Raw genomic sequence first — 26,707 nt, forward strand, 5'->3', positions numbered from 1 at the left:
TTCCAAAAAAACGTTCCATTTTGAAATAAATTTGCCCGCCAAAACTCCCCCTTTGGTTGACGTTCCACTGAAAATCCTGTATAGTGGATATATTATATTAAAGAATGATGCCGCAAGGGGGATATATCTATGGATCATAATGTTACCATCGGTGCCAAGGTGAAAGCCTTCCGTACCGCAAAAAAATACACACTGAAACAGCTCAGCGAAGAGTCCGGTCTGTCCATCGGCTTTCTTTCCCAGTTGGAGCGCGGTCTCTCTTCGATCGCAATCGACTCTCTGGCAAAGCTTGCTACGATCCTCGGAGTTAGTCTGTCTTCGTTCTTTGACTCCTCCGCCGATCAGGAGAAATCCCCGGTCAGCCGGAGTTTTGCCATGCACTGTTCCCAGATCAACCCCCAGATCGTACAGTACCTGGTCAATGGAAATGCACAGGGATTTGCCTGTCTTCCGCGTATTTTCCACCTGATGCCGTCTGCCACCACAAGCTCTGAAAACCAGCTTGAGATGAATCAGCACGACGGTGAAGAATTTATCTACGTTCTGGAGGGTATCCTGACCGTATATCTGGACGGCAGCGAATACTGCCTGAATCCGGGCGACAGCATCCAGATCCACTCCCAGACCCCGCATGACTGGGTCAACAACACAAACCGTGTCGTTAAGATTCTGACCGTACACACGCCGAATCCGTTTGTTCATGGGAATGAAGTCGTATTTTAAATAATCTGCGCGGTATAGAAACATAATAAAAGCTGTCTCTTTTAGAATTTCAAGATGTTTTTATTTTCTTTTTGGTTTTTCCCATCTCAGGAAACAAAAACTCCTGCATTTCTGAAAAAGACAGCTTTTTCATATCTTTTACGCCGTATACACTATTTCTCCTGCCAGATACACTTCCAGCACATCATCCAGCGCACGAATATTCTTTGAGACATCTCCCTTTACAACCAGCAGATCCCCCGCCAGGCCCTCTTTCAGGCTACCCGTCTCCTTCTCGATTCTAAGCACGCTCGCCGCATTGTAGGTTGCGGTTCTCACTGCCTCCACCGGCGTGATTCCATAGTCTACCATATAGCCGAGTTCCTGATGAATCGGAAGCGGCGGTGCTTTGTAGAGTACCATGTCGCTGCCTGCCAGCACCGTAACCCCTGTGTCATAGAGCTTTTTAAAATTATCCCGGTATGCCTCAAACGCCGGTTTGAAAAATGCCTGATCGTGAACGGCTCTGGCGGCGATCGGGTTGTCCATGTCCACACCCGCCTCGATCATCTGCTTCGTCTGCTCATACAAATACGTGTATGCCGTGATCGTCGGCGTCCACGCGATTCCTTTTTCCGCCATCTGGCGCGCCTGCGCCTCTGTTAAAAAGGTTCCGTGCTCGATCGTGTCAAATCCCGCGTCAATACACATCTGAATCGACGGCTGTGTACCCGAATGAACCGCGATCTTCACCCCCTGGCGGTGCGCCTCATCGACCGCTGCATCCAGCTCTTCCTGCGTAAATTCCGGGATATCGCCACGGTTGCTCGTCAGGATCTTGACCCAGTCAGCTCCCGCACGCAGCTGTCTTCGGATAGCGGCGCGCACACCCCACGGGCTGTCCGCCTCCTCGACCCCATCCTGATGTCCGTGTCCACCGGTCATGCAGATACCTGCGTCCGCATGATGATACGCGGAACCGTCACATACCCCTTCTGCCCTGCCAGACGCAGCTGCTTCATCAGATTGGGCGGACAGGACAGATCGCGCACCGTCGTGATGCCGAGCCGCAGCGACTGTTTCGCCTGTTCCAGCGCATAGTATGCCACCATATAATCGTCATAATTATCCAGATCCGGCTGGCTGTAGTAGTAGCCGAAATGCACATGCATATCAAACAGTCCCGGCAGGATCGTCGCCTCGCCGTAATCCTTTACCATCTCTTCCGGGTAGCGCCCCGCCGCTTCCGCAGCGTCTCCTATCCAGCCGATTTTTCCCTCTTTATCCAGATACACCGCCTGATCCTGCAAACAGGTTCTGCCATCTCCGGTAATTAAATACTTCGCCCTTAGAATCATTTTCACGGACTTCCTTTCTCTTTTTCATAAGCATGAAATTTTCAGTCGAATATCGTCATTTCACGCAGTTTTTCAGTTTTCTATATCGTAACACCGGGATTTTGTTCTTGTCAATATTGGAATGCGGAGTGTACGCTAAAACGTGTTTCAATTGTGTTACTGTTCACGCATACGTGCCCAGTAACGGAATTTGCCGTGGCTTCGCATTTAAATACGGCAAATTCCTGCTGCCACCACGTTTTCTTACGGCACTTTCGGTTCCAAAAGTGCCTACCTGTGAACAGTAACTCAATTGTTACTGTTCACGGGCAGGCAGAAAAAGAGCGGCACACATTTCTGCATACCGCCCAAACCAGCGACTGTCCACACACAAGCAGTCACTCTGAATTGATTCATTTTATTTTTTAGTAGAACAATCTGTTTACCGCACTGAAGATACCGCGGATAGATGCTCTCGTAATGTTAGAGCTGATGCCGACACCGTAGGTTGCCCGGCCGCTCTTTACATCCATCAGATGGATGTAGGACGCTGCCTGTGCGCCGGAACCGGAACGAAGTGCATGCTCGTTGTAGTCCAGAACACGGATCTCGATGCCAAGTGCCTCCTCGATCGCTCTCTGTACCGCATCGATCGGTCCGTTACCTACGCCCTCAACGGTGCGCTCGGTGTCATGAGCGGTAAAGGTAAGAGTTGCAACGGTTGCGAATGCGCCGCCCTCGTACTCCTTGTCTGTGATCTGGCATTTTTTGAAGTGCATCGGCTCTTTTCTGTCCAGGTAGTTTGCACGGAACTCGTCCATGATCTGCTCCGGAGCTACCTCGCCCTGCTTCTCTGCAATCTTCTGGATAATGTCAGCAAACTCTTTGTGCATTCCCTTCGGAAGACGGAATCCGTAGAAGGAATCCATGACGAAGGCTACGCCGCCCTTGCCGGACTGGCTGTTGATGCGGACAACCGGCTCGTACTCGCGTCCGATATCACTCGGATCGATCGGCAGGTACGGAACCTCCCAGATGCCGTCGTTTCTCTTCTGCAGCGCCTGCATACCCTTGCTGATTGCATCCTGATGGGAACCAGAGAATGCGGTAAATACCAGCTTGCCTGCATACGGATGTCTCGGGTCAACGGTCATCTTTGTGCAGCGCTCACAAACCTCGGTGATCTCCTTTACATTTTCCAGATTTAACTCCGGGTTGATACCCTGGGAGAACATATTGTAAGCGATATTTAATATGTCGATATTACCAGTACGCTCGCCGTTTCCAAGCAGTGTACCCTCGACACGGTCTGCACCTGCCAAGAGAGCCAGCTCGGTCGCTGCAATGCCGGTACCACGGTCATTGTGCGGATGGATACTTAAAATAATGCTGTCACGGTTCTTAAAATGCCTGTTCATCCACTCGATCTGGTCTGCGTATACGTTCGGAGTCGTCATCTCAACCGTTGCCGGAAGGTTGATGATGATCTTATTGTCCGGGGTTGCGCCCCACTCTTCCTGTACAGCGGTGCAGATATCCAGTGCAAAATCAAGCTCGGTTCCGGTAAAGCTCTCCGGAGAGTACTCAAGGATTACTTTTCCGTCGTAATCTTTCATATATTTTTTTACCATGCGGGTACCATCAATCGCGATCTGCTTTACTTCCTCGCGGTCTGCATGGAATACAACCTCACGCTGTAAGGTAGAAGTCGAATTGTAAATATGTACGATCGCCTTCGGAATACCCTGGATGGCATCGAAGGTTCTCTTGATCAGGTGCTCGCGGCACTGGGTCAGAACCTGTACAACTACGTCGTCCGGGATAAGCTTGCGTTCTACTAACTGGCGCAGGAAATCGTACTCGATCTGGGAAGCTGCCGGGAAGCCAATCTCGATCTCTTTAAATCCAAGTTTTACCAGGAGGTTGAACATCTCAATCTTCTCCTCTACGACCATCGGCTCAACCAGTGCCTGGTTGCCGTCGCGCAGGTCAACGCTGCACCAGATCGGCGCTTTCTCAATCTCTTTATTCGGCCACTCACGCTCCGGGTAATCTACCACCGGAACTCTCTTATATTTCTTGTAATTTAACATGTCTTTCTCCTCCATCACTCTATCCCTGGTCTCGTTCCAGGTACCTCATCATCAAAAAACGCAGTTCCTATCATCCTAAGCTTTGGAGTCGATAGATCACGCCGTACCTTTTAACAATGAATAAAATTACTGATTCTGGTCTAACCCCATCATAATCATCCCTTTTCTATCATAAAAGAAATTATTTCGATTATAGATTATACCATCGGAAATAAAGGATATCAAGAGAAAAACGGGGCAATTACAGGTGTTCTGGCATTACTGTACACGCATACGTGCCCAGTAACTTCTGGCATCTCTTACATAAAATTATCTATTTTTTCTGTCCTCTGGTTTTTTCATCTTCTGTCTCCAGAACCGTATCAGCTGCGCCGCCAGCCGGTTTCCAAAATACCCCGCCGCGCATCCCACAATCATGCCGCCCAAAACATCGGTCGGGTAATGCACATATAAATACATTCTTGAAAATGCCATCAGGATCGCCAGAGGCAGCGTGATTTTCCACCATTTTTTCGCCCCGGCAAAGTACAGAGCTGCGACCGCAGCAAACGAAGCCGCCGTATGTCCCGACGGGAAGGAATAGTCCGCCGGGCGGGCAATGATCAGCTGAACTGTCTGATTCACATCGCACGGAGGATCCGGCAAACCATAGGCTTTAGTAAGATATTACAGATGATCGCATCCAGACAGAGCGCTACCGCCAGCGCAGCTCCCCATCTTCTCGTCCGCGGAATCATAAGCAGCAGGCATGTAAACAGAATCCAAATCATTCCTGCATTTCCAAGCCGCGAAATAAACACCATCCAGACATCGCCCACCGGCGTCCGCATCTGCTGAATCCAATCCAGTATTTGTAACTCCATTTTCATTTTGCTCCCTCTGTTTTTTACACAACTTTATGCGCGAGCCATCTCCGTCCCATAAAGCGGAATGTGAATACGATGCCCCGGATCGTCCAGTCTGTAAACATGCCGATCCACACCGCGATCGGTCCGAAGCCGTGGACGCGGCAGAGATAAATGCACAGCGTCACCCGGAACACCCACATACTGATGCAGGAGAGAATCATCGAAAACCTCACATCCCCGGCAGCCCGCATTCCATATGCCGGAATAAATGCGAGCGTCCAGACAATCGGCTTTACCACCGTGATCCATCCGACCATGTAGAGACACATCTTCGCACTCTCCGGCTCCATGCCGCCCAGAATCGTGACCGGTTTCGTCGCCAGAAATACGAGCGCACAGCTTGCGATGATGACGATCTCCGCCACTGCCGTCAATTTTTTGATATAATAGATCGCCTCATCCTTGCGCCCCGCGCCGAGACACTGTCCGACCACCGTCATCATGCCGATTCCGATACCGATCGCTGCGATGCCGTTTAAGTTTTCCAGAATATTCGTCATCGCCTGGGCTGCGATCGCGATCGTCCCGAGGGTCGAAACGGTTGACTGAATCGCAAGCTTTCCAAACTGGAACATCGCATTTTCGATACCGTTTGGGATTCCCAATGAGAGAATCCGCATAATCCGGCGTCCGTCCGGACGGATATGCAGATAGTCACGTACCGCAATTTCCTGGCTGGAATTGTGCAAAAAAGCGAACACCACCACTGCCGAGATAACGCGGGAACCGAGCGTGGCAATCGCCGCACCGGCAACTCCAAGATGGAAGCCCCAGATAAGCACCGCATTTCCGGCGATATTTAACCCGTTAGAGACGACCGCGATCGTCATCGGAAGCCTTGTATTTCCCTGCGCCCGGTAGATCGAGGAACCGGCATCATAGAGGGCGATAAATGGGAACGAAAGCGCCGTGTAGAAGAAATAGATCTGCGCCGCCTCCATGACATCCGCCTCGACGCTGCCGAAAATCAGCCGCAGCAGCGGTCCGCGTGTCAGAAGGCAGACTGCCATGACCGTCGACGAGATGCACGCCACCACAAAAGATAACTGTCTCGCGGATTCCTCCGCATTTTTTTTATCTTTCTGTCCGATGTACTGGGAGCAGACGATCGTGCCGCCTGCCGCCAGCGCATAGAATGCCTGTATCACTAAAATATTGATGGCGTCAACCAAAGAAACCGCCGAGATCGCCGCCGATCCCACGTTGCTGACCATAATGCTGTCCGCTGTACCCATCAGGGAGTTTAAAATCTGCTCTACGATCAGCGGAACCAGAAGAATCCGCAGATCGCGATTGCTGAAAAGATGATTTGTCTGCTCTTGTCTGCCCATATGCTGTCCTGTAACTTTCTATATTTTATTCTCTGTCCAAATGGTCTGTTTTTCTAACGGTCTGGCATCACATGCACGGACGCCGCCGCATCTGAGACGAAATTACCCCCTTAGCATGATAACGGATACATATAATAATTCCGCACCATTTCCCTATCCTTCGTTCACCAGCGTCAGAATCCAGTACAGCCATGCCCGCACTGAACTTGACCTTCGCACAATCAGATTTTCCCCGCAGACCTGGTATTCCCGCATTTTCTTTGCAACATACTCCTTGTCCGGAACATCTCCGATCTGAAGGGCAGCTTCAAATAAATCGTGGAAAATCGGGTGTTCCAGAATCAGGCGGACGTATTCGAGCTGGCGCGCCCTATACGGCAGTTTCAAAAGCCGTCTTCCTATCGCCGTGATATGCACTTTCACGCCGTCCTCATCCGTCTGCTTCTCCGCCAGCCCCAGATAGCGGCACGCGTTGAAATAATAGTCCGACTGTCGCTCCTTAAATCCAAAAAGCTGCGCGATCTCCCCGCCCGTCATCGGATTCTCGTTCAGCCGTTCCACCAGTGAAATAACCTTGTAAAAGCTGTCCGCCTGGATAAAGGTAACCGCCGGTTCCGGCTTGACCTTTGTCCGTGCCCAGACATCGTATAAATCATCCAGCGTGATCTCGATTTCCTCTAAGCTGTAATTTCGCTCCTGCACCAGCCGCAGCGAATTGTAGTAGCGCAGGTCCGTAAATTCATATTCCAGCAGGCGGAAAATATTATTCGAATACACCATAAACACCGGACGGATCGGCTTGTGTATCTTCTCCGCCCAGAGTCTCGCCGGATAATAAAGCTGCCGGATCAGAAAATTGCTGTGAACGACGTTTTTTCCCTCGATCAGCGTAAATACATTCTCATTTTCAAATCCGCCGTCGATCTCGACCTGCGAATTCTGTACCTGGATAAGCGGCTTTTTTTCAATCAGCTCTGATTTTTGATAGTCGCTGACATAAAACTCAAAATTTCCAGACCCCATCCGCCCCGAAACCGTCTGCACCATGCGATCTTCGCCCAGAAAATCATCCAGAATCCCCGTGATGCTCATAACGTTGATCGCGCTGGCTTCCGAGCGGATGTCATGAAGGTCGATCGACTCAAAGTAATCGGGTATCTTCGCGCTCGTCACCCGTTTGATATCGGACGGAATCTCCGGAAAATCCTGATACAAGTCAAACTCGCCCAGCACATAGCCGCCGCGCGACACCGGAAGAATCGAAATCTTCTTTCCAAACACCCGCGGCAGGGATTCCCGCGTGTCAAATTTCGTCATCAAACGCGGTTCCTTGACTTCGCGGATCTGGTCAGCGGTGATGTAAAACCGCCCATGTTTCTCAATTTCCCGCTCAATCCGGTATTTATCAAATAAAATTCTCCATTTATCATCAATCAAGCTCATAATTGCGTACCAGAACTTCCTGAATCTCTCCGCGCTTCTCCGGTTTCACGTTGATCGCGCGCTTGGCATCCACGTGGTCGATGATGTAATCTTTATATAAATCCTCGATAAATTCGCAGGACGAATTGGAAAGCAGGAACTTGATGCCCTTTGCATTCAACATGTCACACTGCTCTTTTAATGCGATCTGCTCTTCCTCCCCGAAGCCGCCCGCGGTGTAGCCCGTGAACGACGCCGATGAGCTGATCGGCATATAAGGCGGGTCAAAATAGACGAACGCGCCCTTCCGGATGCCCTTTAACGCCTCGCGGTAATCGCCGCATTTGATCGTGATGTTTGCTTTATTTAAATACGCATTCAGCGCATGGATAGTCGCCTCGTTCGTGATATTCGGATTCTTATATCTGCCCCACGGAGAATTGAACTCGCCGGAGCTGTTGACGCGGAACAGGCCGTTGTAGCAGGTCTTGTTCAGGTAAATGATCCGCGCTGCCCGCTCGACGTTGGTCCGCGTCTGATACGTCTCCTTGTCGCGATCCCACGCCCGCACCGTATAATAATACTCCTCGCAATTCTGTTCCTTATGGGCGCTCAGCGCCGCAATCAACGCTTCCGGCTCTTCCTTGATCATCCGGTATACATTGATCAGCTCTTCGTTGGAGTCATTGATCACCGCCTTGTTCGGCTGTCTCCCAAAGAGCACCGCACCGCCCCCGATAAACGGCTCATAATAGGTCGAACATTCCGGGATCAGCGGATTGATGCTGTCCAGCAGCTGCCGTTTGCCGCCTACCCATTTGAGGATGGGCATGACGAACGGATTTTTTCTTGACATCGGATAGGGTACCTCCTTCTGTTTGTCTTCCGGATACATTGCAATACAAAAACGGGAAATCAGATGTCCGCTTGTGCTCTGATTACCCGTTTATTATAATCGTACAACTGTTCTAGTTCATTATACTTGACTTTGGGGTGGATGTCCAGCATTAGAACCGGAAATTCCTTATGTATTCTCAAGCTATATCATTGACTCGTATACTTCTCTCCTAAACCTAAGTCACATTTTGCATGACGTTTATTACAATTATATGCAATTGAATATCCTTTATTCTCAGTAAAACCAAATTTATCGAGACGGCTCCACTTTCTCAGTCGGCCAGGATTTTCTCAGTGCCGCATAGGAAACCAGAAAGTTGGCAAGCCATCCTGCCGGCACGGCAAGCCAAACAAAATCAATGCCAAAACGTGGTGCACCGATCAATGCCACGGACAGGCGGATCGCAAGGTTTACCATGTTGGCAACGAGGAATGGCCGCATGATTCCGAGTCCGCGAAGGACTCCATCGGTCGCCATTTTAATTCCCATAAAGATAAAGAAGTAACCAAGCCATCTCATATAATCCCCAGACACCTGATAAGCCAGGGCGGTTCCGTCTTTTCCAAGGAACAGTGCGGAAATCTGTGTGTGCAGCGTTTCAATGACAAGGAAAGCAAGCGCCGCAAAACACACATCCAGCACCAATGCTGCGTGGTAGCCTTTTTTGATGCGCTGGGTTTTTTTTGCGCCAAGATTCTGGGAAACAAATGGGGAAACCGCATTGCCGATGGACACAAAAATCAGGGAAAAAACATTCTCCACCCGCATCGTTGCCGCGTATCCGGCGAGTGCCTGTGTGCCAAAAGGATTTACCACCGCCTGTACGATCATCATACCGATGGATACGGTAGACTGCTGAAGAACCGACGGAACAGCAATCCGAAGCATCGAGCGCAGCTCCTGTCCCTCAAACCAGGCAAAGATACTCTTATACCGCCGCATCCGGTTAAAAAAAATCAAAAGTGAAAACACAGCCGAAATGCCCTGTGCGATCAAAGTTGCAAGCGCCGCACCGAACACGCCAAGTCCCAGACCGGCTACCATCCAAAGATCCATTACAATATTCAGGATTGATGAAAAGATCAGCAGTCCCAACGGAATTTTTGATTCACCGATGGAAGTGAACATGGTAGAGAGAATATTGTACATGAACAAAAACGGAAAGCCCACAAAATAGACCCGCAGGTACAGCACTGCTTCCTCCAGAATATCGGCAGGAGTCTGTAATCCGCTCATCATCGCATGGGAAAAACAAAAGCCAAAGACACCAAGGATGATGCTCAGCAGCAAAAAGCTAATCAGTGATGTAGACACAATCGTTTTCATTTTTCCATACTCTTTGGCACCGAAATAGCGGCTCACAAGCACACCTGCACCAGCACCGGCCCCCAGTGCCACACAAATGAAAACATTCGTCAGCGCTGCACAGGCGCCAACCGCCGCCAGTGCGGAGGAACCCACAAACTGGCCGACGATAATGGAGTCCGCCATATTGTATACCTGCTGAAAAAAACTGCCGAGAATCATCGGCATTGCAAAAACCGTCAACGCTTTCAGCGGCGCATCGGTAATCAAATACTCATCTTTTGACATGATCCTATTCCTCCACAACTTCCTGCTTTTTACCCAAAAGCACGAACTTAGCAAGTGCGATCCGTAATTCGTGTGCAAAAATTCCGGCAAAACCAAAACAGGGTCCAGAAATAATTGGCATAACATTGTTAATTCGTTTCATAATTTCACTCATTCACTTTCTGCGCCACAGTTGCAGCTATGGTTATCCGGTGCCTCCATTGCCTTTTACTGTGTTCAGCAGCTGCTGGGAATGTATGTGTACCCAGCATAATATTTATATAAACCGCCAGTTTTTCTGTCTATTTATATTATAATCGATCTTCCATTTAAGATACAATCATTATACACAAAAAAGCTCCGCCTATATTTTAGTATAGACGAAGCTTCCTAATTCTAACTCCTAATCCTCCATATTTTCTCTTCTCAATAGCTCAAACAATGTCAGCAGTCCCTCACACAAAACAGGATCCAGAACCGGAATTCCTACTGTCTTTTCGATGGAAGGAGCAATACGGATACTGGACATTCCTGTACAGCTAAGGGCAATCGCATCGGCACCCATCTCTTTCTGCGCAGCCGCTGCTTTCATGGTGGCCTCATATCCTCTGTCTGTCATCAAATCCAGGACATTTTCTACCCCATCTCCCTTTGCATTGTCTACGATCCGATCACCGAATATCCGCTGATATCCTGACGGTACATCTTCAGTAATCCCCAACACAGCCGGATGACTGCCAAAAAACAGACTCAATGCAGCAGTACTGGATCCCGCTCCTATAACCGGAATCGGTACGGCCTGTCTTGCCTCCGGAACTCCCGGGTCACCGGCACAGCTGATAATAATAGCCTGACAGCCTTCCTTCCACAGTTCCACTGCAAGATTCACCACCTTAGGTACACCTACAGCGAATGTTTCATCGTCATGAATTCCCTCCGGTTGATCCGGAATACATCGTGACACCACCTGGAACATAGGGAAATACGATTCTATCAGCTTTCCATGCAGCTGCAGCAATTCCTCGTCCTCTGTGGTCAGCACCCGAATCAGACCAACTTTATATGTTTTCATATTATACGTTCCTTCTCTCTTGGTTTCCTAAAAATACTTTCATGAGCAAAATACTCAGGCAGCAATTGGAATATCTCCGTGACATACTCCCTCCACTTAGCTAACGCTTGAAGTGGGGGCTTCTCGTTCGATTGCCCTATTGGGCAAAGCATAGGCGAGCTATCCCCGTGTGTCCCACGGTTCTGTTATTATGAGCGGAACTGTTTCGTATCTACGCAGTCCCAAACAAAATCTATGTTCTTTGGGGAAAATCAGGAGATTTTTCTTTCTGCATCAAGTTCAACTCCCAATATTCTCAAGCCTTCTCTGCAAATATTGATAGCTGCATTCTCATCACGATTCATCTGATTTCCGCAAGTGCAGCTATACATACGGTCTTCCAGTTTCAGCTCTTTTTTGAGTTTTCCGCAGCAGCTGCAGATTTTTGAACTGGGATACCACTTATCGATACGAACCAGTTTCTTACCGGCACGTTCTAATTTGTAGGAAAGAAAATCAGTAAACATTCCCCATCCATTATCATGAACACTCTTTCCAAACCTTGAATCCTGGCTCATTTCTTTCATGTTCAAAGATTCTATGCACACAAGATCATAAAAATTGGTTATCTTTCTGGATTCCTTGTGCAGATAATCTTTCCGCTGACGTGCAATATGAGCATGGAGTCTGGCTATTTTCTTTTTCTGTTTCATGTAACGGCTACTCCCCTTTTTGCAATGACTCAACCTGCGCTGCTCCCTTGCAAGTTTTTCCTGGGATTTTCGGAAAAAATGAGGATAATCTGCATGAGTTCCAGTGGAATCTACATACAATTCATTCATGGAAAAATCAAGCCCGATTGCGGTTTTTACTGGCCTGATTTTATGTTCCGGTTTTTCTGCCGCATACAGTAATGATACATAATATTTGTCATCTGCTTCCTGGCTGACGGTGGCGCCCTTCAAAGTATAACTATCATCGATACTCCGATGCTGTTTTATGCGGATCCAACCTGCTTTCGGAAGTTTCAGTTTACCATTCTGCAAAGTAATATTTCCATTTACGCAGTTTGTCGTATAACTTCTTACCGGATTCTCTCTTGACTTGAACTTCGGAAAACCAACCGAAGAATCCCGAAAGAAGTTCTTATAGGCTGTCTGCAGATGCAGCTGTGCATTACACAACGCCAGACTGTCTACCTCCTTCAGCCACGGAAACTCTGCCTTATACTTTGCAGGCGTAACCTTTATTAATACTTTTCCGGTTTTCTCATAATATTCTATCTTCTCTGCCAGCATCCGGTTATACACGAAACGCACACAACCAAATGTCCATGCAAATAGTTCTTTTTGAGATTTATTCGGGTAAATCCGAAAACGGTACACGATGTTCACTCTTATTTTCTCCCTGTGTTTCTATGTACTGGCGGATAACCTCAATGGGTGCACCACCAGCACTTAACAGGCAAAAACTCTGGCTCCAGAACATTTCTTTCCAAAGCTTCTGCCGAATCTCCGGATACTCTTTTTTAATCAATCGGCTGCTTGCGCTTTTATACGCATTGATAAATTTGCTGAGTTCCGATTTCGGATGGGCTCGGAACATAATATGAACATGATCCCGATCATGATTCCATTCCTCTAATGTAACATGATACTTCGGAGCGATATATTCAAAAATCTCCCGGGCACGCTCAGAAACAGGATTCGTCAGTATCTTTTTTCGATATTTTATAACCAGAATCAAATGATAATAGAGTAGAAACACTGAATGTGCATTACTGTCCAATTTTCTCATAAAATCAGCCTTTCTTTTTACTTTCGACTGATTATATTATAACACAGGAACACTTGTTTGTCTATGCCTTTCAGAACATTTGTTCTTCTATATTTGTTTTCATTCATGTGCACAGATATGCGCAGTTTTAATATGCCAGATATTGCATGATTTTCCCAAAAGGCAATTCATCTCACCACCTAGAGAGGATGGGAGAATTCTTGCAAAGTGTTGTTAAATCTGGAAAACTCCATTCTCCATAATTCCAAACGATATCCCTTGGTCGAGAGCGCAGCCTGACCGGAAAGGTCATACATATTAGAAGTCATACCGCACCACCTGGCAGTTTTTTACGCCAAAGGATGCAAATTCTTCATTAGTCATATCCGTAAAATAAGACTGAATCATCCTTGAAATTCCATTGTGTGCCACCAGAATGTATGTCTTATGGTCAGACTCCTGTTTTATCTCATCCAGCAGATTATAGATACGCTGTGCAAGCTGCAGCATGGATTCTCCCCCTTCATATCGGCAGGCAAATGACGCTTTCGCCATCTTAAACTCTTTGCCGTCTCTCGGCGTAGACTCCCATTTTCCAAAGTTCTGCTCTATGAGTCTTGGTTCTTCCCTACAGGGAATCCCGCTCATTTCAGAAATAATTTTTGCTGTATCTGCTGCACGGCTAAGGGGTGAATAGAGAATTTCATCTGCCTTGATTCCGCTTTCTACAATATTTTTCCCGGTTTCAGCCGCCTGCTGCCGTCCATGCTCCGTCAACGGACTGTCTGTTGCTCCGCAGATTTTATTCTCCACATTCCACACAGTCTGTCCGTGTCTTACAAAATAAAAATGTCCCATGATGTCATCCCTTCTCATTAGCTTCGCAAGCTTTTTTATACCCAGGAAATTCCCTGCTGCCTATCATCGTCATACATCATTTTCGTCATTGATAATCCTGGGAAAGCAGCTGTCATAATTGTATTATAACTATACTCAGGTTAAGATACAACTCTATCCTTTACTGGGCACGTATGCGCAAACAGTTCCAGTGCTGTTCTCAAAATCCGTTTCTTTGTGCCTTCTGCCATAATTATTTTCTTCATTAAAGTAACCATTCGATAACTACGCTATGATTACCGAATGGTTACTTATCAAGAACTAATGAATAATTCAAGTCGAACGTCTTCCATTTGACTTGCCTCCCTCGAAAACCCTTCGTTTTTCCTCGAACGGCAGCCCTAGATCAATGCCGGCTGCTTCCGACTCCCCCAACTTATCAGCAGATACTTTCAGAACCACACCATACCATTTATTATTGTCGTTGCGCCTCAGCACAGCTTTCCAGTCATTCCAGGGATATTCCAGCTCTGCGCCGTAATGGTCATCCATCTCATCGTAAATAATATGCTCGATAATTGCCGTGGTCTTTGTTGAATAGACCACAACTTAAAGGGTGCTTGCTTTCTTCATGAACTCCAGATAAAGGCTGAACAGCACGGCGCAGACGGGAACGCTGAACAGCATCCCTAAGATGCCGAATGCTTCGCCGCCAATCGTAACAGCCATCAGCACAAGCAGTCCAGGAAGTCCGACGGACTTGCCGACCACCTTGGGATAAATCAGATTGCCCTCCACCTGCTGCAAAACGATCAGAAAGAGAATGAACCACAGAGCCTTTCCAGGTTCTGCCAGCAGAATCAAAAACGCACCAAAGCCGCCGCCAATCCATGCGCCAAAAATCGGCATCAGCGCAGTGACGGCCACAAACGCGGAGACAGCACCGGCATACGGAATCCCAAGAATCAGCATTCCAAAGAAGCACAGAACACCGATGATAACCGCTTCGGTAAGCTGGCCGCTGACAAAATTTGTGAAGGTCTGATTGGTCAGCGCGGCAATACTAAGAAGCCGCTGCGCCGTCTTTTGCGGAAGGACTGTCTCAATGAGTTTTTTCAAATGTGCCGCGACGACCTCCTTCTTCGCAAGCAAATAAAGTGCAAAAACAAGCCCCAAGAGAACATCTACAAAAACCGACAGGACAGAGGTTGCCGCGCCCCATGTCACGGTGAGAATCCCGCTTTTCTCGTCACTGATCAAGGCGGTGACCTTCTCAATCAACAGGTCAGAGTCTATGACATATTCGGGCAGGACAATGTTATATTTTGCAGCAAACTGGACAACGTCAGCCCACCACCGCCCGATTTCCTCCACATAGATCGGAATGTTTTGGATAAACTCATCGCCGGATTCCCGCAAGCTGGGGAGCATCATAAATACCACAGCAAATAGAATTCCAAGGATAAGCAAGGTGCTTGCTGTCAGGCACACGGGGCGGGTCAGCTTTGCAGGAGCTTTTCGGCACGCCTTGTTCCAGCAGCATTCCATTGGCCGAAGAACTACGTTGATCAAAAAAGCAATCGCGCCGCCGATCAGAAACGGAGTGAACAGTGCAAGCACCTTGCCGAGAAAACACAAAACAGCGTCAAGGTTTACCAGAGCCCATGCGAATACAATAAGCAGCAAAAAAGCACGGATGATATAGCGAATGATCGTCTCGTCCGACCATTTGCCTCCCTGCGGTGCGGGTGTTTCATTTTTGTTAGAGGTTGGATTTTGCAATTTTTTCTCCATGTTTTTCCTTTCTGTCAGTATCGGAATCCCTTTTTTAAATCCGAAAGCACTTTTGCAGGGCTTTATACTCACTCCTTGTGAATCGCACGATAGCTTTATTGTGCGCAGGTCAAAGACACGTCACATTGGCAAGCTTGAAATAATCAATATATTTTTCATTCGTTTTTTCTCCATTTCATTTGATAACATTATGTTGCGACTCAAAAATAGCGGAGTAAAATCAATTTTGTAAACCTGCCAGCGCCAGGAATTTTTTATCTGACTGGATACTCTGTGTCAGAAACTGACCGTCCCGAAACAGTGCATAAGTCGTGACCGGTGCAGGTACATTCTGTGCTGATTCTTTGTCAGTGATGTGGATGGCATTGAACGGGATACCATGTTCCTTTGCCGCCTCCTGCACCTTTGGTACCCAATAATAGGTATATGGGCATTGATCGGTGTAATAAAGAACAAAACCTGCTTCTTCAATCACCGGATGTTTCGCACATTCCTTGAAATACGGCGGTTGTGCCCCCGATTCAATGGAAAGATACATAAGATTGATTCCGCAGTCGGATATGTCTGCCACACGGAAACCCTTATAAGTAAGGAATTTCGGGTCAGCGAGGAATTCCCGCTTTCGGCCCTCCGCGCACAAAATGCAAATACCTTTCTTTCCCTGCACCCTGGCATCACAGATACACGCCTCCAGCAGATCATTTGAGTATCCGTGTCCCTTCATGGAGCCGGATACCCATAGACAGTTAATGTAAAGATAACCATCTGCCGCAATCGGCACCCAGGCGTTTTCAGCCGGAATGTATTCAATAAAGCATTTACCGCGTTCCTCACTGCGATAGAAAACAAGTCCATCATCAAAGCGCTGCCGCAGCCATTCCTTTTTTACAACACTCTGCTTACCGGACATGGCGCAGCAGATATGTTCCTTGTCAATATTGTCTTTGGTGATCCGAATATAGTTCATCCGTTATTCCTCCTGCTTAAAACAGCTGTCCCGGCAGCTTCTGATCTGTAACCAGCCTCAACCTTGGCAATAAAGCGATCAATGTGTGTCGCCAATAAGGAAGAAACCGATTCTTTTTCCTCCGCACCGTCGTAGACACTGTATAGAAGATACATTGGCCCATAGAATTCCAACGCCAGCTGCATAGCCTCCTCATCAGAATCTGCCAATTTGCGGAAGATGGCCGCCATATACTCCAGAGGACCGCCCGCCAGATAGTCGTGGTGAAGCTGTGCAAGCTTGGAATCACGGTATTGCTCCAGCGTCAGCATTTTACGGAAATTGGAGGAAAACGGCTCCTTTGTCCAATGGTCAAACTGGGCAAGGCTGTATGTGCGAATTTTTTGAATTGGTGTATGCAGATATGCTTCCGCAAAGCCGTCTGGTTCCGTTTCCGGCATTTCATACGCCTCAGCGCGCTCATAGTCCATCTTGTTCATTCGCTCCACGATCTTATCTAAGATTTCCTGTTTGCTGGCATAGTGCTTATATAAAGCAGCTTTCGTAATTCCCAACTGCCCTGCAATATCATTCATAGATGTCCCCAGATAGCCGTTCTGCGCAAACAGTTCCAGTGCTGTTCTCAAAATCCGTTCCTTTGTACCCTCTGCCATAATTATCTCCTTTATCAAAGTAACCATCGTAACTACATTATAGTTACCGAATGGTTACTTGTCAAGAACGAATGAAAAAATTATGCCCTTTCGTTAAAATGTGCAAACTCCGGCGCAAATTCGCCAAGCGCATTTCTTCCTGCTGTCTGTACCATTTTTTCCATATTCTGTATACTTCCATAACACTGCTGTTTATAAAGAATTTACCCACTCACTGACTTTCTGTTTTGTTCCGCGGTTTAACAGACTGCCTTCTGTGATAACAGCCTCTGGTGCGGATGGCTGCAATTCTTTTACAGTATTACCGAATCCACTTCCACCGGATGTTGCAAAAAGAACGATCTTTTTACCGCTGAAATCATAGGCTTCCAAAAATGTATTGATAATTGTTGGAGCTACATACCACCAGATAGGGAATCCCAGAAGGATTTCATCATAAGAGCTCATATCTATCTCTTTCTTCATAATCTCCGGTCTGTATTTCTTATCACTCATTTCCACACTGCTCCGAGATTTTTTATCCATCCAGTCAAGATCAGCCTTTGTATATGGAACTTTTGGCTCAATCTCAAATAAATCAGCTTTTGCTTCCTCTGCAATCATCTCTGCTACTTTTTTTGTTGTTCCGCTTGCACTGAAAAATGCCACTAATTTTTTACTCATAATAAAAAGCCCCTTTCTTTGCAAATTTCTTGTATAAAAATAGATGTATAAGATTTGAATTTCTCTTATACATCTATTTTATACCCATTATTTTATTATGTCTAATGCTTATATTGAATTCTATCTACAAGTCCTTTTTTCATCATCTCATAAACCGTATCTGCTGTTGCGGTATGAAGTTCAATCTGAATCAGTGGGTATTTTTCTTTATACGTTTTACATATCCTTGCCAAGGTCTCTACTGCCGCAAATTCACCGCATAGCTCAAATTTTATGCTGTAATGCCATTACGATTTCTTACAATACAAATTCCGTCATTTCGGTCATATTCATCCAGCAGTTCCGGATAATGCGTAGTGAAAATAAGCGTTTTAGAACATAGTAAATAGCCTTTCCACTCCTGCGCCAGCGAACCAAACCTTTCATGCGTAAAATACGGATATGGTGAGAAACAGCGGACTCTGACCTATTCAGTTTGTCTGCAACTTCACTGACACATGCTTCTGAGGGACCAATTTAAAATAAAGCCTTCATGCGGGAAGGATCCCCCCTTTTGTTTTTGTTTATTTCTGAACTTTAAAGATTTTTCACAAACAGTGCCCGGATAGCGTTGAGGACGGCTATAATCATCACGCCCACATCCGCAAACACGGCCAGCCACATATTGGCGAAGCCCAGAGCGACCAGCACGAGGCAGACCAGTTTTACGCCGATGGCCACCACGATGTTCTGATAGACGATGCCAAGGCACTTGCGTGAGATTTTGATTGCTTTGGAAATTTGCATTGGATCGTCATCCATCAGTACTACATCCGCAGCTTCAATGGCAGCGTCAGAACCCATAGCGCCCATAGCAATGCCGATGTCTGCCCGGCGAAGCACCGGGGCATCGTTGATGCCATCTCCCACAAAAGCCAGTTTTTCTTTCTCCGGCTTGTTCTGAATCAACTGCTCCACTTTCTCCACCTTGTCGGCAGGAAGCAGTTCACTGTAAACCTCATCCAGCCCCAGTGCGGAGGCTACACTATCAGCCACCTTCTTGGCGTCACCAGTAAGCATCACAGTCTTGCGAACCCCAGCCGACTTTAATGTCTGAATGGCTTCCTTGGAGTGAGGCTTCACGATATCGGAAATAACAATGTGCCCGGCATATTTCCCGTCAATCGCCATGTGAATAATGGTGCCTACGCTGTGGCACGGAATAGCCTGGACCCCCAGACGATTCATGAGCTTGTCGTTTCCAGCCGCGACCTGATGATCATCCACTGTGGCGATGACACCGTTGCCGCTGAGCTCCTGAATATTGGTTACACGGCTGCAGTCAATTTCCATGCCATAGGCTTTCTGTAAGCTCTTGCTGATGGGATGACTGGAAGCGCTCTCTGCCAGGGCCGCGTACTCCACCAGCTTGCGTTCGTCCATCTCGTTGTGGTGGATGGCGTTGACCTCGAACACGCCCTGGGTCAGAGTACCGGTCTTGTCAAAGACCACGATCTTAGCCTGTGACAGGGTCTCCAGATAGTTGGACCCCTTCACCAGAACGCCCGCCTTACTGGCTCCGCCAATTCCTGCAAAGAAGGACAAAGGAATGGAAATGACCAAAGCGCAGGGGCAACTGGCAACGAGGAAGGTCAGCGCACGATAGATCCAGGTCTCCCAGCCTGCATCCAGCCCCATGGCAAACATCCGTACCAGCGGCGGCAATACAGCCAGCGCCAGCGCGGCATAGCACACCGCAGGAGTGTAGATCTTGGCAAAGCGGGAAATGAAGTCCTCCGACTTGGACTTCCGGGAGGAGGCGTTCTCCACCAGATCCAGAATCTTGGAGACAGTGGACTCGCCAAATTCCTTGGTTGTCTGAATATGGAGCAAACCTGTCATGTTGATACAACCGGAGATGATCTCATCGCCAGTCTTGACCTCACGGGGCAAACTTTCACCAGTGAGAGCGGCAGTGTTCAAAGTGGATTCTCCCTGCACTACGGTACCGTCAATAGGAATTTTCTCACCGGGCTGTACCACAATAATGGTGCCGATACCCACTTCGTCCGGGTCTACCTGTTCCAGTTTTCCCTCCCGTTCGATATTGGCATAATCAGGACGGATGTCCATCAGATCACTGATGTTCCGGCGGCTCTTGCCCACAGCGTAGGACTGGAACCATTCGCCCACCTGGTAGAACAGCATCACCGCAATGGCCTCCAGATAGTCGCCGTTTTCATATACAGCCAGTGCCAGAGCCCCCAGCGTAGCCACCGCCATCAGAAAGTGCTCATCGAACACCTGACCGTTACGGATACCTTTTCCGGCTTTTTTCAGAATGTCGTAGCCAATAACCAGATAATCCACCAAGAACACAGCCAGACGTACCCAGCGGCCTGCCGAGCCAAACACTTCAAATGCGCCTGCGCCCAGGATCTGCAAAATTAACAGTAGAACCGTAGCAGTCAGAATCCGCCACAACATCACTTTTTGTTTTTTGGTCATACCGGCGGAGGGCCGCATGCCGATGATCTGAAGGATCACGGCCAGCAGAGCCACCACGATCAGCAGACCGTTGATGATATACTCCTGCATTTCGTTTTACCCCTTTCACAATTGCTTATTCGTTTATTTATCTAAGAGAAAAAATGCCCTGCAAGCTGCCGCTCGACAGGGCATTTCGTTTCGCTGGCTTACAGAAATATCTCGCAGTCGGGTTCCACCTTCTTGCAGGCTTTGCGAACCTCCTGCATAACAGCCTTGGGATCCTGATCTTCCTCGAACTCCACGTTCATCTTGAGGGTCATAAAGTTCACCGTAGCACTCTGTACGCCGCTGGTCTTGCGGGCGGCATCTTCCATCAGGTTGGCGCAGTTAGCGCAATCCACATCGATTTTGTAAGTCTTTTTCATTTTGAAAATCTCCTCTCTTAATTTGTTCCTGTTGTCAGAACAATTAAATCATCGTTTAATTGTATCTTCATCATACGCAGGAAAACCGTCCTCGTCAACGCTTTGAACCCATATCCTGCTATTCGGGAAAAGGGTTCTTCTGTTTGGGCAAAATGCAGCTTTTATCGGCACATTCCAGTACCCGGTAAAAAGCCGGGAGGCATTGACAATTTGAGTCAACTTCCCGGCGTTTTATTTTCTGCATTTTCTACTGCTGCAAAGGATTCAGAAAGCAAATTGATTCATGAGAGTTGATAGCTCCCACCGCCTGCAAATAGGCATAGATGATTATGGTCCCCACAAACTTCATGCCTCGCACGCCTCCCGGAGAGCAGGCAGCAGCTCATCCAGCCGCCCGTCCAGTCCGAGGACTTCTCTTTGATATTGTCCGCAATGTAGATCTCCCCCAGATTGATGGTCACATAAGTGGCGTTTGGCTCGCCGGCCACCAGGCGCATCATCGGGGCCTTGATCAGCTGATTGCGCCAGCCAATGCCCAGCTCTAGAACCACCAGTTTCTTTCCGTGGTAGGTTTTCAGAAAGTTTTGGAACCGTGCCTGGGCAGCGGTATCCGGAATCATTCTCTGACCCGCGCCCATGTGGATGTCCATGGGACCTCCGCACTTGGGACAACGCGGCACCAACTCTGTAGGCACATGGCCGCCCTGTTCCGCAACCGATAATTTTTCGGCCACCTCTAAACTTGAATAGAGGGTGTCGTGGCAGGGGCGGGCACACTGCATCGTAAACCAGTTGCCCTCAATCTCATAGATTTTCGTCGGATCGAAACCACACCGTTCAAAGTGACCTTCTCCGTTTGATGTGACGACAAAGTAATCCTTCTCTCCCACAATGGCCTTCAAATCGTTCATCACCGGCGTAGGCTGGTATTGCCCGCAGTAATGATGGATGAGCCGGGCCCAGAAGGCCCATTTTTTCTCCTCGCTGGGCCATCCGGCCATCATTCCCTGCAAAATACAATGTAAGCCGTATTTTTGTTTGAAATCTCCAAACAATTCATCAAAGGCTGCATTATCTGCAAACAAATGCAGTCCTTCGGTGATGGACAGGCCGTTACTGGCCCCGATCAGGATAGCGTCCGCTTCTCTGAATTTTTCGGCAATGGGTTTCCAATCAATCATATTCGTTCGCTCCTTTCTATTTTATGGTTGCTGCGATGGATCGCGCCTGCCGGAGAGCAGCCAGAGTTTCCGCCAAATCTCCTTGCAGATACAGGCTGCGTCCCCGCAGATGCTCCGGACTATGAGATACCTCTCGATTAAGACATGCATAAAAGACGTCTTCGTTTTTGGCAGTAAGTTCCCAGAAGGCTAGTTTGATGATACTGGGTGTCATCTCACCCACGCCAAGTTCCAACAGCAGGACTTTTTTGTCGGACTGATCCATTATCCAGTGTCGCAGGAATCTATGGTAGCGATGCAGACTATCCTGCCAGAAGGTTCCCTCCAGAAAGGTATCATCTCGTACCCAGGGCACCAGCACTCGCCCGCAATCCAGGCAACGGGGAACAGCCTCCTCCGGCAGGCGAACACCTACCAAGCAACCAGTCAGTTCCTTCACCAGTTCGCGGTTTTCCCCAATATCATCCCGGCAGGGCTGACTGCATTGGCAGTAGCTAAAGTCTCCCTGAAAGGCGCAAATTTGTTTCTGAGGAAATACTCGAAAAAACTGCTGATCCACATTGGTGGTCAGAACAAAAGCAGGTTTGTCCGCAACAAGCGCCTGCAGGTCCAGATAGGGCTGCCCAGTAGGGGCTTCCCACATGAAGCGGATATATTGGCTGTAATACCCCCACTGTTCCCCATAGCTGGAAAAGCAATGGTAGAATCCAGCCAGCGGGGAGGTGAAGCCATACTGTTCGCGAAATGGAGCCAATGCCTCCGAAAGTGCCTGGGACCAATGGTAGTGGTCGTATCCAGCCGCGCTTGACAAGCCGGAGCCGCCTCCGATCACAACAGCATCTGCTTGATCAATACGCTCGGCAAGTTCCTGAATCGTCGCTTGGTTTGCAACCCTCATTGATCGTTATCTCCGCTGCCATGGTGTCCCGTGCATCCCGTAGCACTTGAGCAATGTCGGCCACAATGGTCATGCCCTTGTCCTCCAACTGTTTGGGCAGGAAGTCATACTTGTTGTTGACAGCAATATACCGGGCATGGGGAAAGCTGAGGGTCAGGTTCCAGAAAGGCTCCTGAATAAACATGGGAGTCATTCGGCCAACGCCCAGTTCCAGAAACAGAATTTTGCTGTCTTTGTGTTCCAGCACATAGCGAGAAATTTTTTCGTACTGTTCTTCGTATTTCTTTCCTTGCAGAAAATTCCCATATCCTCGCACCCAGGGGAATGCCTCACCGCCGCAGTGGGGGCACCGGGGAATGAGATCCGTAGGAATCTTCGTGCCATCCCCCATAGCGGCTACCATATCAGCCACCGGCTTTACCGCATCCCAAGTGTCATCGGTACAACAGGCGGCACACTGGAGGAAGCGGTGATCCCCCTGGACCTCCGCCACCTTCTCCTCCGGGTAGAGTTTGACAAACTGGGTATCCTGGTTAGTGGTGAGGATGAAGAAGTCCTTGCCTTTCAGCAAAGCGTCCAGATCCAGATAGGGATGACGCACAGGTGCGGTCTGGGTGGTGTGAAGGAAGGTGGCGAGATACCCCCAATACTCTTCCCTTGTCTTCCATGGGTGCATCATCCCTGCAAAAGCACCTTTGAAGTGGTACTTCTCGGCAAAAGGTCGGAAGTATTTGCGGTAGGAGTCGCTGTCCTCGTAGTAAAAATCTCCGCCACCAGCAGCGGACAGGCCGGAGGCCCCGCCCACTACCACACAGTCAGCTTCCTTTACCTCCTGTACCAACCGATTAATCTGTTCGCTATACGGCAGCGGCTTTTTGTCAGTCAGCTGATAAGGCGTACTGCCGGAAGCATAGATATGATAGTGTCTGGAATAATTCATCTGGGTCTGCATGACCAGATCATCATAGAAGTTCATTGTCACCATTCCTTTCAAGTTGGTGTTATTTTTATTCTTACTTCAAATTATTTTAGCATCCCCTTGCGTCACTGTCAATATGCTGTTATAATAAAAATAACATCAAAACAAAAAAGGAGATCAGGCCATGAAATATCCAACCCGCCTTAGCGATGCTGTTCATATTCTAGCTTTTATCGCTCTGTACCCAGACTGCGATCTGACCAGTAACAAGCTGGCAGAGAGCATTCAGACAAATCCTGCCTATGTGCGCCAGCTCATGTCCGCCCTGCGGAAAGGTGGACTGCTGATCAGCGTGAAGGGACATCCCCGACCTGCTCTGGCTCGTGAGCCGGAGAAAATCACTCTACTGGATGTCTATCGAGCAGTAGAGGGCAACAAGCCCCTGCTCCATCAGGACATCCACACCAACCCCGCTTGTGGCGTGGGCGTGAACATTCAACTGGTGCTGCGGGATTTTTACTTGGACATTCAAAAAAAAGCGGAACAAAGAATGCAAGAAATTACACTGAAAGATGTACTGGAACAATATCACATGAAGTTAGAAGGGACGCTCTTGCAGCGTTTATGACGGATTGATTTTCAGAAACTCTTCCATTTGGGAGAAAAATTCTTCTGAACGGGAAATACAGAACCTCCTTGCGGAGCTATACTGAGAACCGGAGAGACCTATACCCCGTATTTTGTGAATGATTAAAGAGGATCGCTACTACGAGGACATTTCCATCCAGCTGTTGGAAAATCTGGTTACATAATAATAGACAATGGACCGGCCAAATCTGAATGGCAGGCCCTAAATTAAGGAGGAAACTAATATGAAACTTGGCATTATTCGTTGTATGCAGACAGAGGATTACTGCCCCGGAAGCCGGGATTTTCGGACAATCCGAGAGAGAAAAGGCGCTTTTATGGGAGAGGATGATATTCAGTTAGTGGGCTTCATCAACTGCGGCGGCTGCCCCGGAAAAAAAGCGGTGCTGCGGGTCCGTTCTCTGGTAGAACAGGGCGCTGACACCATTGCTTTTGCTTCTTGCATCAGCAAAGGGACTCCCATTGGTTACCCCTGTCCTTTTGCTAAGCGTATGCGAGAGCTGGTGCAGAAAGAGGTAGGCGATGGTGTCCGTATCTTGGATTACACCCATGACGCTGGCCCTGAACCAGAAACATCTCAAAAGTAAAGTTTCTTTTCTCTCCGGTCTATGATAAGATAGACTTCAAGGAGGAGTGCTAAATGATTCAGAACCACTTACCCCACGACCACGGACAAACTATCGAGCATGAACTGGAATATATGCCCAGCGTAGAAAACTTTCAAACCGTAGCTGATATTTTCAAGCAGCTGGGAGATGGCAGCCGTATTCGCATTTTTTGGTTGCTTTGCCACTGTGAGGAATGTGTTATCAATCTTTCAGCCATGGTAAATATGAGCAGTCCTGCAGTTTCTCACCATCTCAAGCAGTTGAAATCAGCGGGTCTGATCGTTAGCCGCCGGGACGGAAAAGAGGTCTATTATAAAGCGGCTGATACCGAGCAGGCCCGAAATTTCCACCACATGATTGAGTGGCTTGTAAAAATCGCCTGTCCGTCGCAAGTAGAAAAACAAAAAGGAACGCCATGAAAAAAGAAGAATCCAAAGTTATCGCTCAAAAACTTCAAAAGATCCCAAACGGCACCCTCGCCTTGAAGCATTGCCGGGCTGGTGGAACGGGTACTACACTCTTTGGAGAACAGTTTCGAGCGGTTACCGCTGGAAAAGGGTGTATGGAGGCATATGAAACTTTTCCTGGAATAGAGGTATCCTTCAATGTTTTTCTTGCTTCAGAGGTCAGGTTTCGGCATGATGCTTCGGATTCTGTTTTAGAAATTTACTATTGTCGCAGTGGTCGCGTGGGTTGGAATATGCACGGCGGTACTGCCGTCTATTTAGGTACAGGTGATGTGACAGCACACAGTATGGCCTGCTGCGCGGATTCCGCCATGATGTTTCCCCTAGGATATTCAGAGGGAATTTCCATTTCCGTGGATCTGAAACAGCTCTCTTCCATTTGCCCGGAAGTTTTAAAGAATGCCGGTGTGGAAGCAGACCAGTTACAGAATCGATTTTGCTCCGGAAAGCCATCCGCAATCCCGTCTTGTTCCGATTTAGAGCATATTTTTGCCCCACTCTTTTCTGCTCCTGTGTCCGTTCGAATTTCCCTCTTGAAATTGAAGGTGCTGGAAATTTTGATTTATTTGAGCAACATGAAATCGGAGCATAAAGAATTGACTCAATACTTTTCCCAGCAAACCGAATTAATAAAAGAAATTCATCAACAGTTGACAGAGCACTTGGAGCAACGATTTACGATTGCAGAACTTTCCAAACAGTATTTGATAAATACCTCCACTCTAAAGGAGATATTCAAGGCAGTCTACGGTCAGCCTATCGCCACCTATATGAAGGAATTTCGAGTGCGTCAGGCTATGAAATTATTACGAGAAACAAATGACACTATCGCGGATATTGCTTCCCAGGTAGGCTACCAAACCCAGGGAAAGTTTTCAAGCGCTTTTCAGTCTATCGTCAAAATGTCACCCAGAGAATACAGAAAAATCCAGGGTATAGCTCCATCGGATTCCTTTAGCAAAACACTGTAATGAAAAATCCCGAATTGTCATTCCCAGTATAACATGCCTTCTCCCCGCAGAAAAGCATGGCAAAAAACAAAAATGTCCCCGGAGAGCTTGTGCGTATGTTTTTTCAGCGTTTCCGAT

28 protein-coding genes and 3 pseudogenes are annotated in these 26,707 nt (G+C 48.0%); 5 read left to right on the forward strand and 26 right to left on the reverse strand.

Annotated features, from left to right (window positions below):
* The first annotated feature begins 129 nt into the window (after nt 1-129).
* Nucleotides 130-723 (forward strand): cupin domain-containing protein, encoded by a 594-nt coding sequence (locus DWX76_RS00245; RefSeq protein ID WP_022360036.1) that lies wholly within the window; start codon nt 130-132, stop codon nt 721-723.
* 138 nt (nt 724-861) lie between these two features.
* On the opposite strand, the gene DWX76_RS00250 is transcribed toward DWX76_RS00245, so the two are convergent.
* From DWX76_RS00250 to DWX76_RS00370, 26 genes and pseudogenes are all read right to left on the reverse strand, one after another.
* Nucleotides 862-1,647, reverse strand: a complete 786-nt coding sequence (locus DWX76_RS00250; protein ID WP_243022402.1) for an amidohydrolase family protein — start codon at nt 1,645-1,647, stop codon at nt 862-864.
* Nucleotides 1,644-2,060 (reverse strand): amidohydrolase family protein, encoded by a 417-nt coding sequence (locus DWX76_RS14115; protein WP_243015197.1) that lies wholly within the window; start codon nt 2,058-2,060, stop codon nt 1,644-1,646. Before DWX76_RS14115 ends, DWX76_RS00250 begins: the two co-directional genes overlap by 4 nt.
* Before the next feature lie 404 nt (nt 2,061-2,464).
* Nucleotides 2,465-4,132: a 2-isopropylmalate synthase gene (leuA, locus tag DWX76_RS00255; RefSeq protein WP_118293653.1), complete on the reverse strand. Its 1,668-nt coding sequence runs from the start codon at nt 4,130-4,132 to the stop codon at nt 2,465-2,467.
* A gap of 309 nt (nt 4,133-4,441) precedes the next feature.
* The gene (locus tag DWX76_RS14680) at nt 4,442-4,756 is read right to left on the reverse strand and encodes a phosphatase PAP2 family protein (RefSeq protein ID WP_412693940.1); all 315 of its coding nucleotides are present in this window, start codon (nt 4,754-4,756) and stop codon (nt 4,442-4,444) included.
* Entirely contained in the window at nt 4,753-4,995 is a 243-nt protein-coding gene (locus DWX76_RS14685; protein WP_412693941.1) for a hypothetical protein, read from the reverse strand. Before DWX76_RS14685 ends, DWX76_RS14680 begins: the two co-directional genes overlap by 4 nt.
* A gap of 23 nt (nt 4,996-5,018) precedes the next feature.
* Nucleotides 5,019-6,371 (reverse strand): MATE family efflux transporter, encoded by a 1,353-nt coding sequence (locus tag DWX76_RS00265; protein ID WP_118569934.1) that lies wholly within the window; start codon nt 6,369-6,371, stop codon nt 5,019-5,021.
* Nucleotides 6,372-6,524: 153 nt separating this feature from the next.
* The gene (locus tag DWX76_RS00270) at nt 6,525-7,814 is read right to left on the reverse strand and encodes a type II restriction enzyme (protein WP_118481831.1); all 1,290 of its coding nucleotides are present in this window, start codon (nt 7,812-7,814) and stop codon (nt 6,525-6,527) included.
* On the reverse strand, nt 7,801-8,649 hold the full coding sequence (locus DWX76_RS00275; protein WP_118493355.1) for a DNA adenine methylase: 849 nt from the start codon (nt 8,647-8,649) through the stop codon (nt 7,801-7,803). The genes DWX76_RS00270 and DWX76_RS00275 overlap by 14 nt, the downstream gene beginning before the upstream one ends.
* A 291-nt stretch (nt 8,650-8,940) precedes the next feature.
* On the reverse strand, nt 8,941-10,284 hold the full coding sequence (locus DWX76_RS00280) for an MATE family efflux transporter (RefSeq protein ID WP_118569935.1): 1,344 nt from the start codon (nt 10,282-10,284) through the stop codon (nt 8,941-8,943).
* A gap of 4 nt (nt 10,285-10,288) precedes the next feature.
* The gene (locus DWX76_RS13865) at nt 10,289-10,426 is read right to left on the reverse strand and encodes a hypothetical protein (RefSeq protein ID WP_181986263.1); all 138 of its coding nucleotides are present in this window, start codon (nt 10,424-10,426) and stop codon (nt 10,289-10,291) included.
* A 240-nt stretch (nt 10,427-10,666) separates the two neighbouring features.
* Nucleotides 10,667-11,335 (reverse strand): aspartate/glutamate racemase family protein, encoded by a 669-nt coding sequence (locus tag DWX76_RS00285; RefSeq protein WP_118569936.1) that lies wholly within the window; start codon nt 11,333-11,335, stop codon nt 10,667-10,669.
* Nucleotides 11,336-11,586: 251 nt separating this feature from the next.
* Nucleotides 11,587-12,708, reverse strand: a complete 1,122-nt coding sequence (locus DWX76_RS00290; protein ID WP_118569937.1) for an RNA-guided endonuclease TnpB family protein — start codon at nt 12,706-12,708, stop codon at nt 11,587-11,589.
* Entirely contained in the window at nt 12,671-13,111 is a 441-nt protein-coding gene (tnpA, locus tag DWX76_RS00295) for an IS200/IS605 family transposase (protein ID WP_118569938.1), read from the reverse strand. Before tnpA ends, DWX76_RS00290 begins: the two co-directional genes overlap by 38 nt.
* A 297-nt stretch (nt 13,112-13,408) precedes the next feature.
* Complete coding sequence (locus DWX76_RS00300; protein ID WP_118469243.1) at nt 13,409-13,948, reverse strand: histidine phosphatase family protein; 540 nt, start codon at nt 13,946-13,948, stop codon at nt 13,409-13,411.
* Between the two features lie 312 nt (nt 13,949-14,260).
* Nucleotides 14,261-14,533, reverse strand: a complete 273-nt coding sequence (locus DWX76_RS14120) for a hypothetical protein (protein ID WP_243022403.1) — start codon at nt 14,531-14,533, stop codon at nt 14,261-14,263.
* Between the two features lie 3 nt (nt 14,534-14,536).
* A complete protein-coding gene (locus DWX76_RS00310) occupies nt 14,537-15,721 on the reverse strand; it encodes an AI-2E family transporter (RefSeq protein ID WP_118569939.1) in 1,185 nt (394 codons plus the stop codon).
* A 220-nt stretch (nt 15,722-15,941) separates the two neighbouring features.
* Complete coding sequence (locus DWX76_RS00315) at nt 15,942-16,688, reverse strand: YoaP domain-containing protein (protein WP_118471486.1); 747 nt, start codon at nt 16,686-16,688, stop codon at nt 15,942-15,944.
* Nucleotides 16,685-17,341 (reverse strand): TetR/AcrR family transcriptional regulator, encoded by a 657-nt coding sequence (locus DWX76_RS00320; RefSeq protein ID WP_107000730.1) that lies wholly within the window; start codon nt 17,339-17,341, stop codon nt 16,685-16,687. The genes DWX76_RS00315 and DWX76_RS00320 overlap by 4 nt, the downstream gene beginning before the upstream one ends.
* A gap of 192 nt (nt 17,342-17,533) precedes the next feature.
* Entirely contained in the window at nt 17,534-18,004 is a 471-nt protein-coding gene (locus tag DWX76_RS00330; RefSeq protein WP_107000731.1) for a flavodoxin, read from the reverse strand.
* Between the two features lie 122 nt (nt 18,005-18,126).
* Nucleotides 18,127-18,264, reverse strand: a pseudogene (locus DWX76_RS14130) (LysR family transcriptional regulator); the annotation flags it as partial.
* A gap of 316 nt (nt 18,265-18,580) precedes the next feature.
* Nucleotides 18,581-20,581, reverse strand: a complete 2,001-nt coding sequence (locus DWX76_RS00345; RefSeq protein WP_118569940.1) for a heavy metal translocating P-type ATPase — start codon at nt 20,579-20,581, stop codon at nt 18,581-18,583.
* Between the two features lie 98 nt (nt 20,582-20,679).
* Complete coding sequence (locus tag DWX76_RS00350) at nt 20,680-20,898, reverse strand: cation transporter (protein WP_107000734.1); 219 nt, start codon at nt 20,896-20,898, stop codon at nt 20,680-20,682.
* Nucleotides 20,899-21,145: 247 nt separating this feature from the next.
* A pseudogene (locus DWX76_RS00355) lies at nt 21,146-21,253 on the reverse strand (DNA-3-methyladenine glycosylase I); the annotation flags it as partial.
* A pseudogene (locus DWX76_RS14690) lies at nt 21,207-22,079 on the reverse strand (hypothetical protein); the annotation flags it as partial. The pseudogenes DWX76_RS14690 and DWX76_RS00355, both read right to left, overlap by 47 nt.
* Before the next feature lie 16 nt (nt 22,080-22,095).
* Nucleotides 22,096-22,977 (reverse strand): NAD-dependent protein deacetylase, SIR2 family, encoded by an 882-nt coding sequence (locus tag DWX76_RS00365; RefSeq protein ID WP_118569941.1) that lies wholly within the window; start codon nt 22,975-22,977, stop codon nt 22,096-22,098.
* Nucleotides 22,928-23,953: an NAD-dependent protein deacetylase gene (locus DWX76_RS00370; RefSeq protein WP_243022404.1), complete on the reverse strand. Its 1,026-nt coding sequence runs from the start codon at nt 23,951-23,953 to the stop codon at nt 22,928-22,930. Before DWX76_RS00370 ends, DWX76_RS00365 begins: the two co-directional genes overlap by 50 nt.
* A 127-nt stretch (nt 23,954-24,080) precedes the next feature.
* On the opposite strand from DWX76_RS00370, the gene DWX76_RS00375 reads away from it, so the two are divergent.
* The 4 genes from DWX76_RS00375 (at nt 24,081) to DWX76_RS00390 (ending at nt 26,590) form a co-directional block, all read left to right on the forward strand.
* Nucleotides 24,081-24,524 carry an Rrf2 family transcriptional regulator gene (locus DWX76_RS00375; protein WP_117796831.1) on the forward strand — a complete coding sequence of 148 codons (444 nt, stop codon included), beginning with the start codon at nt 24,081-24,083 and terminating at the stop codon, nt 24,522-24,524.
* Nucleotides 24,525-24,768: 244 nt separating this feature from the next.
* A complete protein-coding gene (locus tag DWX76_RS00380; RefSeq protein ID WP_118569942.1) occupies nt 24,769-25,131 on the forward strand; it encodes a CGGC domain-containing protein in 363 nt (120 codons plus the stop codon).
* Nucleotides 25,132-25,184: 53 nt separating this feature from the next.
* Complete coding sequence (locus DWX76_RS00385) at nt 25,185-25,571, forward strand: ArsR/SmtB family transcription factor (protein WP_118538464.1); 387 nt, start codon at nt 25,185-25,187, stop codon at nt 25,569-25,571.
* The gene (locus tag DWX76_RS00390; protein ID WP_118569943.1) at nt 25,568-26,590 is read left to right on the forward strand and encodes a helix-turn-helix domain-containing protein; all 1,023 of its coding nucleotides are present in this window, start codon (nt 25,568-25,570) and stop codon (nt 26,588-26,590) included. Before DWX76_RS00385 ends, DWX76_RS00390 begins: the two co-directional genes overlap by 4 nt.
* The last annotated feature ends 117 nt before the right edge of the window (nt 26,591-26,707 follow it).

Source organism: Clostridium sp. AF21-20LB (genome assembly GCF_003478795.1).
Lineage (GTDB): Bacteria > Bacillota > Clostridia > Lachnospirales > Lachnospiraceae > Otoolea > Otoolea fessa.

Coding starts and splice junctions, on each gene's coding strand:
- DWX76_RS14685 (WP_412693941.1), bottom strand. CDS start 4,995: ATGGAGTTACAAATACTGGATTGGATTCAGCAGATGCGGACGCCGGTG.
- DWX76_RS00390 (WP_118569943.1), top strand. CDS start 25,568: ATGAAAAAAGAAGAATCCAAAGTTATCGCTCAAAAACTTCAAAAGATC.
- DWX76_RS00320 (WP_107000730.1), bottom strand. CDS start 17,341: ATGGCAGAGGGTACAAAGGAACGGATTTTGAGAACAGCACTGGAACTG.
- DWX76_RS00280 (WP_118569935.1), bottom strand. CDS start 10,284: ATGTCAAAAGATGAGTATTTGATTACCGATGCGCCGCTGAAAGCGTTG.
- DWX76_RS00345 (WP_118569940.1), bottom strand. CDS start 20,581: ATGCAGGAGTATATCATCAACGGTCTGCTGATCGTGGTGGCTCTGCTG.
- DWX76_RS00310 (WP_118569939.1), bottom strand. CDS start 15,721: ATGGAGAAAAAATTGCAAAATCCAACCTCTAACAAAAATGAAACACCC.
- DWX76_RS00315 (WP_118471486.1), bottom strand. CDS start 16,688: ATGAACTATATTCGGATCACCAAAGACAATATTGACAAGGAACATATC.
- DWX76_RS00270 (WP_118481831.1), bottom strand. CDS start 7,814: ATGAGCTTGATTGATGATAAATGGAGAATTTTATTTGATAAATACCGG.
- DWX76_RS00350 (WP_107000734.1), bottom strand. CDS start 20,898: ATGAAAAAGACTTACAAAATCGATGTGGATTGCGCTAACTGCGCCAAC.
- leuA (WP_118293653.1), bottom strand. CDS start 4,132: ATGTTAAATTACAAGAAATATAAGAGAGTTCCGGTGGTAGATTACCCG.
- DWX76_RS00365 (WP_118569941.1), bottom strand. CDS start 22,977: ATGAGGGTTGCAAACCAAGCGACGATTCAGGAACTTGCCGAGCGTATT.
- DWX76_RS00300 (WP_118469243.1), bottom strand. CDS start 13,948: ATGGGACATTTTTATTTTGTAAGACACGGACAGACTGTGTGGAATGTG.
- DWX76_RS00265 (WP_118569934.1), bottom strand. CDS start 6,371: ATGGGCAGACAAGAGCAGACAAATCATCTTTTCAGCAATCGCGATCTG.
- DWX76_RS00380 (WP_118569942.1), top strand. CDS start 24,769: ATGAAACTTGGCATTATTCGTTGTATGCAGACAGAGGATTACTGCCCC.
- DWX76_RS13865 (WP_181986263.1), bottom strand. CDS start 10,426: ATGAAACGAATTAACAATGTTATGCCAATTATTTCTGGACCCTGTTTT.
- DWX76_RS14115 (WP_243015197.1), bottom strand. CDS start 2,060: ATGATTCTAAGGGCGAAGTATTTAATTACCGGAGATGGCAGAACCTGT.
- DWX76_RS00245 (WP_022360036.1), top strand. CDS start 130: ATGGATCATAATGTTACCATCGGTGCCAAGGTGAAAGCCTTCCGTACC.
- DWX76_RS00385 (WP_118538464.1), top strand. CDS start 25,185: ATGATTCAGAACCACTTACCCCACGACCACGGACAAACTATCGAGCAT.
- tnpA (WP_118569938.1), bottom strand. CDS start 13,111: ATGAGAAAATTGGACAGTAATGCACATTCAGTGTTTCTACTCTATTAT.
- DWX76_RS00370 (WP_243022404.1), bottom strand. CDS start 23,953: ATGAACTTCTATGATGATCTGGTCATGCAGACCCAGATGAATTATTCC.
- DWX76_RS00275 (WP_118493355.1), bottom strand. CDS start 8,649: ATGTCAAGAAAAAATCCGTTCGTCATGCCCATCCTCAAATGGGTAGGC.
- DWX76_RS00375 (WP_117796831.1), top strand. CDS start 24,081: ATGAAATATCCAACCCGCCTTAGCGATGCTGTTCATATTCTAGCTTTT.
- DWX76_RS00285 (WP_118569936.1), bottom strand. CDS start 11,335: ATGAAAACATATAAAGTTGGTCTGATTCGGGTGCTGACCACAGAGGAC.
- DWX76_RS00330 (WP_107000731.1), bottom strand. CDS start 18,004: ATGAGTAAAAAATTAGTGGCATTTTTCAGTGCAAGCGGAACAACAAAA.
- DWX76_RS00250 (WP_243022402.1), bottom strand. CDS start 1,647: ATGACCGGTGGACACGGACATCAGGATGGGGTCGAGGAGGCGGACAGC.